General features: G+C 70.9%; 10 protein-coding genes. 5 read left to right on the top strand and 5 right to left on the bottom strand.

Going from position 1 to position 13,498, the window contains the following annotated elements; genetic code table 11:
* Window positions 1-8: 8 nt before the first annotated feature.
* Both CLV43_RS00630 and CLV43_RS00625 read right to left on the bottom strand, forming a co-directional pair.
* Window positions 9-2,297, bottom strand: a complete 2,289-nt coding sequence (locus CLV43_RS00630; RefSeq protein WP_106184984.1) for a DUF6049 family protein — start codon at window positions 2,295-2,297, stop codon at window positions 9-11.
* Complete coding sequence (locus CLV43_RS00625) at window positions 2,294-2,833, bottom strand: NUDIX hydrolase (RefSeq protein WP_106185883.1); 540 nt, start codon at window positions 2,831-2,833, stop codon at window positions 2,294-2,296. The genes CLV43_RS00630 and CLV43_RS00625 overlap by 4 nt, the downstream gene beginning before the upstream one ends.
* A 92-nt stretch (window positions 2,834-2,925) precedes the next feature.
* Between CLV43_RS00625 and CLV43_RS00620 the strand changes: the two genes are divergently transcribed.
* A complete protein-coding gene (locus CLV43_RS00620; RefSeq protein WP_425445708.1) occupies window positions 2,926-4,386 on the top strand; it encodes a CCA tRNA nucleotidyltransferase in 1,461 nt (486 codons plus the stop codon).
* 111 nt (window positions 4,387-4,497) lie between these two features.
* Window positions 4,498-4,758, top strand: coding sequence for a LuxR C-terminal-related transcriptional regulator (locus CLV43_RS00615; RefSeq protein ID WP_106184982.1), 261 nt, complete (start codon window positions 4,498-4,500; stop codon window positions 4,756-4,758).
* Here the strand turns inward: CLV43_RS00615 and CLV43_RS00610 are convergent.
* Window positions 4,741-6,024: an MFS transporter gene (locus CLV43_RS00610; RefSeq protein WP_106184981.1), complete on the bottom strand. Its 1,284-nt coding sequence runs from the start codon at window positions 6,022-6,024 to the stop codon at window positions 4,741-4,743. The two genes, CLV43_RS00615 and CLV43_RS00610, sit on opposite strands and share 18 nt — an antisense overlap.
* A gap of 323 nt (window positions 6,025-6,347) precedes the next feature.
* Between CLV43_RS00610 and CLV43_RS00605 the strand changes: the two genes are divergently transcribed.
* Window positions 6,348-6,920 carry a YqgE/AlgH family protein gene (locus tag CLV43_RS00605; RefSeq protein ID WP_170155653.1) on the top strand — a complete coding sequence of 191 codons (573 nt, stop codon included), beginning with the start codon at window positions 6,348-6,350 and terminating at the stop codon, window positions 6,918-6,920.
* Window positions 6,921-6,936: 16 nt separating this feature from the next.
* On the opposite strand, the gene CLV43_RS00600 is transcribed toward CLV43_RS00605, so the two are convergent.
* Window positions 6,937-7,341, bottom strand: a complete 405-nt coding sequence (locus tag CLV43_RS00600) for an SdpI family protein (protein WP_106184979.1) — start codon at window positions 7,339-7,341, stop codon at window positions 6,937-6,939.
* A gap of 267 nt (window positions 7,342-7,608) precedes the next feature.
* Here CLV43_RS00600 and leuS point away from each other — a divergent pair, with 267 nt between their 5' ends.
* Window positions 7,609-10,398 (top strand): leucine--tRNA ligase, encoded by a 2,790-nt coding sequence (gene leuS, locus CLV43_RS00595; RefSeq protein WP_106184978.1) that lies wholly within the window; start codon window positions 7,609-7,611, stop codon window positions 10,396-10,398.
* 45 nt (window positions 10,399-10,443) lie between these two features.
* Here leuS and CLV43_RS00590 read toward each other — a convergent pair whose 3' ends face one another.
* Entirely contained in the window at window positions 10,444-11,184 is a 741-nt protein-coding gene (locus tag CLV43_RS00590) for a TetR/AcrR family transcriptional regulator (protein ID WP_106184977.1), read from the bottom strand.
* Between the two features lie 125 nt (window positions 11,185-11,309).
* Between CLV43_RS00590 and CLV43_RS00585 the strand changes: the two genes are divergently transcribed.
* Window positions 11,310-13,487 carry an MMPL family transporter gene (locus CLV43_RS00585; protein ID WP_106184976.1) on the top strand — a complete coding sequence of 726 codons (2,178 nt, stop codon included), beginning with the start codon at window positions 11,310-11,312 and terminating at the stop codon, window positions 13,485-13,487.
* Window positions 13,488-13,498 lie beyond the last annotated feature (11 nt).

Genomic DNA, 13,498 nt, shown 5'->3' with positions numbered 1-13,498 from the left:
AGTGTCGCTCAACTCGTACTCGACTTCTCTGGTGTGACGCTGCTGGCGTCTTCGGGTACCTCGACCTTGGGCAGGCGTGACGCCCTGACCCGCCGGTAGATCCTCCTGGCGGACAGGAGCACCAGCGCGGCCGCGGCCGTGGCGGTGATGACGATGGTGATCGTGCCGTAGGCGGAGGAGGAGACCTCGAGTCGAACGGTCTCCCCCAGCACGACCCCGTTCGGGGTCGTGAGGAGAACGTTCACGCTGAACCGGCCGGAGCGCAAGACCTCGACGGGGACGCGCACGAGGCGGTCGCCGCGCGCGGGCAGCACCAGGTCGCCCAGCTGCTTGGCCTTGATGCCCGGTTTGTCCTCGATGACGATCCGGACGTTGATCCGCACGTCGAGCTTGTTCTTGATGGTCACCGGCACGGGGCTGTCGCCGGAGCCGAGCAGGATCGGGCTGTTCGGCTCGATCACCATGACCTGGCCCTGGAGCTTCCCGATCTCCTCCTGGCCGATCGCGATCGAGCCGAGCGCGGCCGCGTCGTTGCCGCGCCACGCACCGGACACGCCGCGCAGCAGCTCCAGCCGCAGCGGGTCGACCAGGTCCGCGGGCTGCGAGGCGCCGCTGTCCTCCTGGCTCATCGACTCGAACATCGACTGGAGAGTCGCCCACGAGGCGCCGACACCGGCGGTGATCGCGGGCGGCACCTCCTTCGCGCCGGCCTCGACGGGGTAGGAGAGCGTGCCGACCTGTTCGGGCACGGTCGCGCCCGACACCAGGGTGTCCAGCCCGACCGGAGCCAGGTAACCGCCTCCGACCAGCGACTTCACCGTGTCCAGGAAGACCTGCATCTCGCCGACCGGGGCGTTCCACCGGCGCGGCGGGGCGATGACCACGTTCTGGCCGTTGCCCTGGAAGCCCGCGCGGAACGTCAGCGCGGCCAGCGCGTTCTGCACCGACACGGGCTTGGTCTCGGTCGGCGTGCTCACGCCGGAGAGGCCGCCGGAGCCGTCCGAGCCGCCGCGCAGCGCGTCGGACACCAACGAGTCGATCCGCACCGCGGTGACCGGAGCCGCGTCGGCGTCCTGCAACCGCACCGGCTGCGTGCCGGGGGCGTCGGCGACACCGGACTGGTCGAGCACGACCGACCGCACGCCCTGGGCCATGAGGTCGGCCATCGTCTGCTTGTCCAGCAGGCCGTCCTCCGGCCACACGACACCGGGCAGCGCCTGGACCTGGCCGAGCACGTCCTGCACGACCTCGGCGCCGGTCACGGCGAGCTTCCCGAGGTCGACGAGCTTCGCCCGCGACAGCGCGACGAGGTCGGCGTCCGCGTACGGCACGGCCATGACGCACCGGCCCGCGGTCAGCCTGCTGATCTGGTCGAGCCAGAGCTTGGCCTCGTTCTGGCCGCGGCCGGGACCCTGGTCGCGCACCCGGTAGCCCTTGCTCATCGCCTCGACGGTCCGCAGCAGGTCGGGGTCGACCGCCACGCAGACCGACGACGCGAGACCGCTGGTCACGGCCGAGTCGTAGGCCTTGAGGAGGCTGTGCAGCCTGCCGCCCAACGACAGGGACTGCGCCAGGTCGTCGTCGGTCAGCACCGCCTCGCCGGGCGGACCGGAGGTGACCAGCCGGGGGCGGTCGACCAGCGGCCACAGCACGGTGACCTTCGCCGGGTTCGGCGGCGCGGCCACGCTGCCGCCGCCGGGCACCGACAGCACCGGGAGCAGCGTGCTCAACGCGGCCAGCCGCGCCCGGCCGCCGAAGTCCGGCTTGCCGTTCACGTTGGCGAGGATCGGGTAGATGCCCGGCTCGGTGATCTGCAACGACGTGGGGTCGTCGCCGCTGAGCGGGACCTCCAGGCTGAACGCGGCGCTCTGCCCGGCCTCCAGCGACTCGCTGATGGGGGTGAAGGTCGGCTGCCGCACCAGCTCGGACTGGACGGGTTCGCGCAGCGCGCTCTTCACGTCCTCCTCCTTGGTGAGCGGGTCGCCGCGCTCGAGCCGGAGGTCGATCTCGGTGATCTTGCGGTCGCCGACGTTGAAGATCTTGCCGGTGACCTTGACCGAGTTCGGCGTCCCGCCGATGACCGCCCGCGGGACCAGCTGGTCGACCTCCATGCGCAGCCACACCGGCGACTGGGTGCCGGGCTGCGACAGCTGGCGCGTCGTCCACACCTGGGTCGCCGGGACGGGTTTGACGGGCAGCCTGCCACCGTCGGTCGGCGCGGCCGCGGCGGGCGCCGCGGCGGCACCCGAGACGACCAGCACACCGGCCGCCGCGAGCGCGGACAGCAGCCTCTTCACGCCGACTCCGCTCCGTCCGGGTTCAGCACGACCGGGGGTCCGGTCGCCTCGGCGAGCAGTTCTGCGGCTCGGCGGACCAGACGGCGCTCGTCCGCGTAGGCGAGCCTCCCGTCCAACTCGCCAAGGGGCACCCACGCCACCTCGGTGACCTCCACGTCCTCATCGGATAGCTCTCCGCCCAACGCCTCGAGAAGGAAGTGGTGGACGGTCTTGTGCACTCGGCGGTCCTCGGCGACGAACCAGTAGTCGATCGCCCCGAGCGGCCGCAACACCCTGCTATGGATACCGGTCTCCTCGGCCACTTCCCGCACCGCGGTCTGCTCGGCGGTCTCACCGGCCTCGATGTGCCCCTTGGGCAACGACCAGAGCAGACGACCACGCCGGTCCAGACGACCGATCACCGCAGCATTCCGGTGGTCGGCGTCCAGCACCAGACCACCAGCCGAGGTTTCGTCGACAGTTTTGAGCCTGCGGCCCCGGCGTCTGTTCCGGCGCCCCGGCTTGGTACCGCCGGAACGACCGGACGACGGGGGCATGGTGCCGATGGTAGTGGCGAGGTGACGTGACAGGACGTTGCCCGGCAAATGCGCTGAGTGATCAACTCCGGATGCCTATACCCTGGCTCCTCGTGCCCCGACCGCTCGTGAACGACAACGCGCCCACCACCGAGGACAATGCGGTGGTGGAACTGCTGAAGGTGCCCCCGGTAGTCGACGAGCTCGCCGAGCGGTTCGCCGCGGCCGGGCACCGGTTGTACCTGGTCGGGGGCAGTGTCCGGGACGCCGTGCTGGACAGGCCGACCACCGACCTCGACTTCACCACCGACGCCCGCCCCCCGCAGGTCCAGGCCCTGCTCAAGGGGTGGGCCGACGCGGTCTGGGACACCGGCATCGCGTTCGGCACCCTCGGCGCGACCAAGCGCGGCGAGACCGTGGAGATCACCACGTTCCGGGCCGACAGCTACGACGGCGTCACCCGCAACCCCGAGGTCACCTTCGGCGACACGATCGACGGCGACCTCGTGCGCCGCGACTTCACCGTCAACGCGATGGCGTTCGAGGTGAGCACCCGCGCGTTCGTGGACCCGACCGGCGGCATGGCGGCCGTCGCGGCGAAGGTCCTCGACACGCCCGCCACCCCCGAGGAGTCGTTCTCCGACGACCCGCTGCGGATGCTGCGCGCGGCCCGGTTCGTGTCCCAGCTCGGCTTCACGCCCGCGCCGCGCGTGGTCGAGGCCATGACCGCGATGGCACCCCAGCTCGCCCGGATCACGCCCGAACGGGTGCAGGCCGAGCTGTCGAAGCTGCTCTGCGGCGCGCACCCGCGGCTGGGCCTGGAGCTGATGGTGCGGACCGGGCTGGCCGACCTCGTGCTGCCCGAGCTGACCGCCATGAAGCTCGAGATCGACGAGCACCACCAGCACAAGGACGTGTACGAGCACTCGCTCGTCGTGCTGGAGCAGGCCATCGACCTGGAGGACCCGGAGCTCTCCCCCGACCTCGTGCTGAGGCTGGCGGCGCTGCTGCACGACATCGGCAAGCCGGACACGCGCCGGTTCGAGGACGGCGGCGGGGTGTCGTTCCACCACCACGAGGTGGTCGGCGCGAAGATGGCGCGCAAGCGTTTGCGGGCGTTGCGGTACTCGAAGGAGATCACCGAGGACGTCGCCCAGCTCGTGTACCTCCACCTGCGGTTCCACGGCTACGGCAAGGGCGAGTGGACCGACTCGGCGGTGCGCCGGTACGTGACCGACGCCGAGCACCTGCTGACCCGGCTGCACAAGCTCGTCCGCGCCGACTGCACGACCCGCAACAAGCGCAAGGCGAGCTCGTTGCAGCGGACCTACGACGAGCTGGAGGAGCGCATCGCCCGGATCGGGGCGGAGGAGGACCTCAAGCGCGTCCGGCCCGACCTCGACGGCAACGAGATCATGCGGCTGCTCGGCCTGCCGCCCGGCCCGCTCGTCGGCAAGGCGTGGAAGTTCCTCAAGGAGCTCAGGCTCGACCGCGGTCCCCTCGACCACGACGAGGCCATCGCCGAGCTGTTCGCGTGGGCCCGCTCCGAGGGCGTGGAGCTGCCCGAACGCTGACCGCCGGGTGACCCGCAGTGGCGACTCGGTGCCACCGCGTTAGCGAGATGACAGCGAGTTGCGACACCATGACGCTGTGCGCGCCCAAGCGCCCACGGGGGGTGGAGTCCGATGAACACATGGGGACTGTCCGCGGACAGCGGTGTCCCGACCGAGGAGGTCGCGGCGCTCAACGAGCAGCAGCGCTCGGTGCTGCGCTGCCTGGCGCGCGGTCTGGCCGACCACGAGATAGCCCGCGTGCTCGCGATCACGCAGCAGCAGGTCGCGGCGGAGGTGGTCGCCATCCTCCGGGCGCTCGACCTGCGCGACCGGATGGCCGCCGTGGTGTTCGCCCACGAGACCGGCATCATCCGGCTACCGCTGCCGAGGTGACCGCTTCAGCATGAGCAGGTAACCGCCGAGGCCCACGAGGTAGAGCGCGGTGGCGAAGACGATGAGGCCGGGTGAGCGGCCGTCGAGCGGGACGACGGCGGCCGCCACCGACACGGCGGCCACCTGGGTCGCGTTGAACAGCGTGTCGTAGAGGGCGAACACCCGGCCGCGCACCTCGTCGCCGATCTCGCCCTGCACCGCCGCGTCCACGCACAGCTTCACGACCTGGCCCGCGAACGTCAGCAGGAACGACCCGGCCAGGATCGTCGGCAGCAGCATCGGCAGCCCGAGGCCGAGCTGCGCCGCCGCGGCCAGGAGCAGCGCGGCGGATACCGTCGTCCGGCGTCCCAGCACGTCCACGACCCGGTCGGTGATGACCCCGGCGACCAGGATGCCCGCGCCGCCCGCGACCGCGATCTGGCCGAGCCCGGCGATGCCGGTGTCGATGCTGTGGCGCATCAGCAGGAGCGTGAGCAGCAGCGAGATGCCGAACGCGGCCCGGTGCGCCAGCAGCGCGACCAGGACGCCGGTGACGCTCGGCGTGCGCCAGGCCGCTCGCGCGCCGTCCAGCAGCCCCATCGCGACGGCGGTGACCGTCCGGTTCGGCTCGACCACCTCGTCCGGGCCGAGCACGCCCGCCTTGAAGCGGCTGGCCACGTAGGCGGCCAGCAGCGAGCCGACGACCGCCGCGCACGTCGTCCGCGCCGATCCCCCGTCGCCTTCGCCGAGGACCGTGCGCAGCGCCACGGCGGAGCCCGCGCCCAGCACCGCGGTGAGGGCGCCGAGCGTGGTGGCGAACGCGTTGGCCTCGACGAGGTGGTCCTCCTCCACGACGTGCGGGAGCGAGGCGGACAGGCCGGAGCCGACGAACCGGCTGATGCCGGTGACCATCAGGGCGGCCGCGTACAGCGGGACGTCCGACAGGCCGAAGCCGACGGCGGCGGCGGTGAGCAGGACGAAGACACCGCGGGTCAGGTTCGCGACCACCAGGACGCGGCGGCGGTCCCAGCGGTCCAGGAGCGCGCCCGCGAACGGGCCGACGATCGAGTACGGCAGCAGCAGCACGGCGAAGCCCGCGGCCACGGCGGCCGGGTCGGCGTGGCGCTCGGGGTTGAACAGCACCGCGCCGGCCAGCCCGGCCTGGAACAGGCCGTCGCCCCACTGGGAGGCCAGCCTGCTGATCAGCAGCCTGCGGAACCCGGCGACGGCCAGCAGCCTGCGGACACCGAGGTGGTGCTTCGCCGCGGGACTCCCGACCGTCGTCACGCCGACACCCTACGTCCAGCCGCACTCACCCCGACCCCGCGCGAGTCGAACGTCCGGCGGCGGGTGGCCGAACACCGGGGAGGACCTGGTCCGGGTACGACAAAGGCCGAACCCGGAGGTCCGGCCTAGTCGATCGGATGCCCAGGTCGCCTCTCGGCGTGGTGCACAACCCGGCTCCGGCCGAACCGGTATTCCGAGAAGGCAGTGGAGTGGGCCCGGGGGACTCGAAGGCATCCAACGAGGACTCCAACGACCGAGGGGGCGCGAATGTTCCGCGCAAGGTGTGACACACGTCGCGGGGGTTCGGGTGAAATCATGTGCTGGTGCGCCCTGATGCAGAAGTCGAACCTGGTTCCCTGCTCGTGGCGGCGCCAACGCTGACGGACTCGAACTTCCAGCGGACCGTCGTCTACCTGATCGACCACCGCAGCGAGGGGACGCTGGGGGTGGTGTTGAACCGGCCGAGCGAGGTGGCGGTGCACGACGTGCTGCCCGCCTGGGGCCCGCACGTGACGCGGCCGCAGGCCGTCTACATCGGTGGGCCGGTGGAGCAGAAGACCGCGTTGTGCCTGGCGGCGCTGCGGACCGGCGAGGACCTGTCCACGTTGGAGGGTGTGGTCGGCGTGCGCGGACCGGTGGCGCTCGTCGACCTGGACGCCGACCCGGACGTGCTCGTCGAGAAGGTCCGGGGCCTGCGGGTGTTCGCGGGCTACGCGGGCTGGGGGTCGCGGCAGCTGGCCGGTGAGATCGAGCGCGGCGACTGGATCGTGGTGCCGGGTCTGCCGGACGACGTCCTCACGCCGTCCGGGGTCGACCTGTGGGGCCGGGTGCTGCGGCGCCAGGGCATGCCGACGGCACTGCTGGCGACCTACCCGGCGGACGTCCACCGGAACTGATGTTTCACATGGAACATCAGGCCCGCGAGAACGTGCTGCACCCGCCACCGGCGCACGCGCAGCCACCGCAGCCCTTGGGGGCCTCCGGCTCGGGCATGGCCTCGGCGGCGCGGTGGCCGACGGCCGTGCCCGCGATGGTGATCGCGACCGCGCCGACGACACCGACGACGCCGACGGTCAGCGCGGCGTCCGGGTTGACGACGGCGGCCGTGCCCGCGCCGACCGCGACGACCGCGGCGACGACGTTCGGCAGGCCCGCGACCCGGTTGGCGAGCAGGAACGCCTCGTCGTCGCGCATCGCCGGAGCGGTGCGGACGCCGACGTAGCGGTTGCGCGGCAGCTTCCCGCTCAACCCGAGGTAGCCGATCAGCCCGAGGAAGACGCCGACCAAGCCGAGCACCACAGGCAGCACGATGTTCACGCCCCCGAGGGTAGGTGTGCCCCTCCCCGGCGTCCCAGCGCCCCCGGCTTGGAGTCGCGCGGATCACTCATCCCGGTCTCACCGCGGTAGATACCCTTTTCGCCCAGCGTGGTCAACCGGGTACCGTAGGAGCATGAGCAAGGCCTGCCTGCTCCTTATCCAGCCGCGCTGACCGACAAGCTGGTCGGCGCGGCCACCCCTCACGCCCTGATGGGCTGGGGGGTTTCGTCGTGTCAGGGGCAGGAAATCGATGGAGAGGGACGTTCGATGAGCACGGAGGCGGCCGCGGAGACCCCGGCCTTCCGCTACACGGCGGAGCTGGCAGGTCGGATCGAGAAGCGCTGGCAGCAGTACTGGGAGGACAACGGCACGTTCCACGCGCCGAACCCGGTCGGCCCGCTGTCCACCGGTGAGCCGGTGCCCGCGGACAAGCTGTTCGTGCAGGACATGTTCCCGTACCCGTCGGGCGCGGGGCTGCACGTCGGCCACCCGCTGGGCTTCATCGGCACCGACGTGTTCGCCCGGTACCACCGGATGAACGGCCGGAACGTGCTGCACACCATGGGCTTCGACGCGTTCGGCCTGCCCGCGGAGCAGTACGCGGTGCAGACCGGCCAGCACCCGCGCAAGACCACCGAGGACAACATGGCCACCTACCTGCGGCAGATCCGCAGGCTGGGGCTGGGCCACGACGAGCGCCGCCGGATCTCCACGATCGACGTCGAGTACTACAAGTGGACGCAGTGGATCTTCCTGCAGATCTTCAACTCCTGGTACGACGCCGACGCGGGCAAGGCGCGGCCGATCGCCGAGCTGGAGGCGCAGTTCGCCGACGGCTCCCGGCCGACGCCGGACGGCCGCCCGTGGGCCGGGCTGACCAGCGCCGAGCAGCGCAAGGTGCTGAACGAGTACCGCCTGGCCTACCTGTCCGAGGCGCCGGTGAACTGGTGCCCCGGCCTGGGCACGGTGCTGGCCAACGAGGAGGTCACCGCCGACGGCCGCAGCGAGCGCGGCAACTTCCCCGTGTTCCGGCGGAACCTGCGCCAGTGGATGATGCGGATCACCGCGTACTCCGACCGGCTGATCGACGACCTGGACCGGCTGGACTGGCCGGAGAAGGTCAAGGCCATGCAGCGCAACTGGATCGGGCGCAGCAACGGCGCCCGCGTGCGCTTCCCGGTCGGCGACCAGGAGATCGAGGTCTTCACGACCCGCCCCGACACGCTGTTCGGCGCGACCTACGTGGTGCTGGCGCCGGAGCACGCGCTGGTGGACGTGATCGCGACCGCCGAGCAGGCCGCCGACATCGCCGCGTACCGCCGTGCCGCGTCCCTGAAGTCCGAACTGGACCGCCAGGAGAACAAGGAGAAGACCGGCGTCTTCACCGGCGCGCACGCGACGAACCCGGCCACCGGCGAGCGGATCCCGGTCTACATCGCCGACTACGTGCTGATGGGCTACGGCACCGGCGCGATCATGGCCGTCCCCGGCCAGGACCAGCGCGACTGGGACTTCGCGACCGCGTACGACCTGCCGGTCATCCGCACCGTGCAGCCGTCCGAGGGCTTCGACGGCGAGGCGTTCACCGGCGACGGTCCGGCGATCAACTCGGGATTCCTGGACGGCATGGGCGTCACCGAGGCCAAGTCCACGATGATCGCGTGGCTGGAGGAGAAGGGCTTCGGCCAGGGCACCGTGCAGTACAAGCTGCGCGACTGGCTGTTCTCCCGCCAGCGGTACTGGGGCGAGCCGTTCCCCATCGTCTACGACGAGGACGGCACGCCGATCCCGCTGCCGGAGGAGATGCTGCCGGTCGAGCTGCCCGAGGTCGACGACTACTCGCCGCGCACCTTCGAGCCGGAGGACGCGAACAGCGAGCCGTCGCCGCCGCTGTCCCGCGCTACCGACTGGACCGAGGTCGAGCTGGACCTGGGCGAGGGCAGGAAGAAGTACCGCCGCGACTTCAACACCATGCCCAACTGGGCCGGGTCGTGCTGGTACCAGCTGCGCTACGTCGACCCGACCGAGTCCGACCGGTTCGTCAACGCCGAGAACGAGCAGTACTGGCTGGGCCCGCGCACCGCGGAGCACGGCGCGGGCGACCCCGGTGGCGTCGACCTGTACATCGGCGGCGTCGAGCACGCGGTGCTGCACCTGCTGTACTCCCGCTTCTGGCAGAAGGTGCTGTTCGACCTGGGCCAGGTGTCCGGCGACGAGCCGTACCGCAAGCTGTTCAACCAGGGCTACATCCAGGCCTACGCGTTCCAGGACGCCCGCGAGACGTACGTGCCCGCCGACGAGGTCGTGGAGGAGAACGGGAAGTTCTTCTTCAACGGCGAGGAGGTCAAGCGCGAGTACGGCAAGATGGGCAAGAGCCTGAAGAACGTCGTCACGCCGGACGAGATGTGCGAGAACTACGGCGCGGACACGTTCCGGATGTACGAGATGTCGATGGGCCCGATGGACGTGTCCCGTCCGTGGGCGACCAAGGACGTCGTCGGCGCGCAGCGGTTCCTGCAGCGGCTGTGGCGCAACCTGGTCGACGAGAACACCGGTGAGCTGAGGGTCGTCGAGGACGCCGCGCCCGAGGAGTCGCTGCGGCTGCTGCACAAGACGATCGCGGGCGTGCACGACGACTTCGTGAACCTGCGCTACAACACGGCGGGCGCGAAGCTGATCGAGCTGAACAACCACGTCACCAAGGCCTACAGCGCGACCGGCACGCCGAGGGTGCTGGCCGAGGCCATGGTGCTGATGCTGGCACCGCTGGGCCCGCACGTCGCCGAGGAGCTGTGGGCCAAGCTGGGCCACGACCGGTCGCTGGCGCACGGGCCGTTCCCCAAGGCCGACGAGAAGTACCTGGTCGAGGACTCGGTCGAGTACCCGATCCAGGTCAACGGCAAGGTCAGGGCCCGGATCACGGTGCCCGCCGCGGCCGGTCAGGACGAGGTCAAGGCCGCGGCGCTGGCCGAGGAGAAGATCGCCGAGCTGGTCGCGGGCGGCACCCCGCGCAAGGTGATCGTCGTGCCCGGCCGACTGGTGAACATCGTGCTGTAGACCCGTGGACGCGGGTGTCCCGGCAGGTCCGGGACACCCGTGGGCTCACTCCTCGATGCCCATCGGCACGAGGAGGCTCGCGAGCATCGCGTCGAACATCGGCTCCGGGTCGGACACGGCCAGCGGGAAGCGCCCGAACACCTCCAGCGCCACGTGCCCGTAGAGCCGCACCCACGCCTGGAGGATGTGGAAGATCGCGCCCAGGTGCAGCGACTCCTCGTCCACCTGCACACCGCGCGCGGTCACCGTCCTGATCATCACCTGCTGGAACGCCCGCAGGTCGTTGTGCAGCACCTCCGGGGGCTCGGCCACCTCCTCGCCGTGCGGGTGGTCGTGCTTGGCGATCAGCCTGCTGGCGACCTCCAGGAACACCTTCCCGAACTGGTCGCCGACCTTGAGCAGGTCCTCGGGGCCGACCGACCCGATGACGTTCTCGGGCGAGGCGAACACCAGCGAGAACTCCTGCGGGTGGGCCAGCGCCCAGCGCCGGAAGCCCCGGCAGACCGCGTAGACCTGCTCGTGCCCGGCGTCCTCGCCCAACGGGGCCAGCGCCGCGTACAGCTCGGCCTCCAGGTCGTGGCAGATGTCGTCGCACAGGTGGCGCAGCAGGTCCTCGCGCGAGTCGTAGTACCGGTACAGCGCCGGGGCGGTGATGCCGACCTCGCGGGCGATGGCGCGCAGCGTCACGGCCTCGCGCCCGTGGTTCACGAGCAAGGCGCGTGCCTGCCGACGGATGTCGCGCTCGGTCTCCGCGCGAAGCCGTTCGCGGCGCGTGGCCTGGGTCATATGTCACCCCATCGGGTTGTTCACGCCTGTCCTGCCGGCGTACCGTCGTGCCAGTTTAGTGAACGGTGTTTACCAAGTGGACGCCGTTTGCGGAACCGTAACGCCATTCAGCCTAGGAGGACGAGTTGTTCGCGAAGTGGGGCTCGCTGGCCTATCACCGCCGATGGGTGGTGTTGATCGCGATCGTGCTGCTGTCCGTCGGTGGCGGCATCTGGGGACTCGGCGTCTTCGACAAGCTGAGCCAGGGCGGCTACGACGCGCCGGGCAGCGAGGCGGCGCGCGCCAACAAGGTCGCGCAGGACGCGTTCGGCCGCCAGGGCGGTGACGTCATCGTCATCTACACCGCCCCGCAGGGCTCCACCGTCGACTCCCCCGAGCTCGCGGCGAAGGTCGCCAAGCAGCTGGACGCGCTGCCCGACGACGTGGTCAAGCAGGTCGCGTCCTACTGGAACACCCAGCTGCCGACGTTCGCGAACGCGGACAAGACCAAGGGCCTCGCCGCGATCACCCTGCAGGCCGGTGACTCGAACGCGCAGATCAAGCAGTTCCAGCAGATCTCGGACAAGCTCGCCGTGGACGGCGTGGAGTCGCAGGTCGGCGGCCTCACCCCCACCCAGAAGGCCATCAACGACATCACGGCGTCGGACCTGACCAAGGCCGAGGCGGTGTCGCTGCCCATCGTGCTGGTCCTGCTCATCGTCATCTTCGGCGGTCTCATCGCGGCCTCGCTGCCGGTGCTCGTCGGCGGCCTCTCGATCCTGGGCTCGCTCGGCGTGCTGCACGCCGTGGCGCTCGGCGCCGACGTGAACTCGTTCGCCGTCAACGTCGCCAGCCTGCTGGGCCTGGGCATGGCCATCGACTACGGCCTGTTCATGGTCGGCCGGTTCCGCGAGGAGCTCGCCGCGGGCCGCAGCGTGGAGGACGCCGTGCGCCGCACGGTGACCTCGGCGGGCCGGACCGTGGCGTTCTCCTCGACGATCCTGGTCATCGCCCTCGCCGGGCTGCTGCTGTTCCCGCAGGGCTTCCTCAAGTCGCTGAGCTACGGCGGCATGTCGGCCGTGGCCATCGCCGCGGTCGTCTCGCTCACACTGCTGCCCGCGCTGCTCGGCATCCTCGGCCACCGCGTCGACAAGTTCGCGATGCCGTGGCGCAAGCGCGCGGCCAAGGGCGAGGAGGGGCGCGGCTGGGCTCGGCTCGGCAGGCGCGTCATGAAGCGCCCGATCCTGTTCGCGGTGCCGATCATCGGTGTCCTGCTCGCGCTCGGCGCGCCGTTCCTGGGCGTGAAGTTCGGCCAGGTCACCGAGAAGGTGCTGCCGGAGGGCAACTCCGCGCGGATCGCCGCCGAGACGATCAACTCCGACTTCACGGCGCTGTCCGCCAACGGCTTCAAGATCGTGATCTCCGGCGACCCCGACCCGGCCGCCGTGCAGGCCTACCTCGCGAAGGTCTCCGACGTGGCGGGCGTCGACACCGCGCAGGCCACCGCCGAGCCGAAGAACGGCGTGTGGGCGGCCGCCGCGGGGCTCGACGGCGGTGACGCCTACTCCGACGAGGCCAAGCAGGCGCTCAAGGACGTGCGCGCGCTGGACGTGCCCAGCGGTTCGGAGGTGCTGGTCGGCGGTCCCACCGCGCTGGTGTCCGACAGCCTGGAGGCCATCGCGGCGAACCTGCCGTGGATGGTGCTGCTGCTCGTCGGGGCGACGTTCGTGCTGATGTTCCTGGCGTTCGGGTCGGTCGTGCTGCCGCTCAAGGCGATCGTGATGAGCGCGCTGAGCCTGTCGGCGACCTTCGGCGTGCTGGTCTGGATCTTCCAGGACGGCCACGGCGCCTCGCTGCTCGGCGTGACGCCGTCGCCGCTGGAGTCCGGCATCGTCGTGCTGATGGCGGCCATCGTGTTCGGCCTGTCGACGGACTACGAGATCTTCCTGCTCTCCCGCATGGTCGAGGCCCGCAACAAGGGCGCGAGCAGCCAGGACGCCGTCGCGACCGGGCTGGCCAAGACCGGCCGCGTGATCACCGCCGCCGCCCTGCTGCTCAGCGTCGTGATCGGCGCGTTCGCTTTCTCGCAGATCACGATCATGCGGTTCGTCGGCGTCGGCATGATCCTGGCGCTGGTGCTGGACGCGACGGTCGTCCGGATGCTGCTGGTGCCCGCCGTGCTCAGGCTGCTCGGCAACGCGGCGTGGTGGGCTCCCGGCCCGTTGCGCCGGGTCCAGGAGCGGATGGCCATCCACGAGGGCGGCGACGCGGGCGACGAGGACGAGCCCGCCGCCAGGGAGCGCACGCCGGAGACGGTGCACTAGGACTCCCGGTT

This window comes from Umezawaea tangerina (assembly GCF_003002815.1).
Taxonomy (GTDB): domain Bacteria; phylum Actinomycetota; class Actinomycetes; order Mycobacteriales; family Pseudonocardiaceae; genus Umezawaea; species Umezawaea tangerina.
This window is presented reverse-complemented; position numbering and strand designations above follow the sequence as displayed.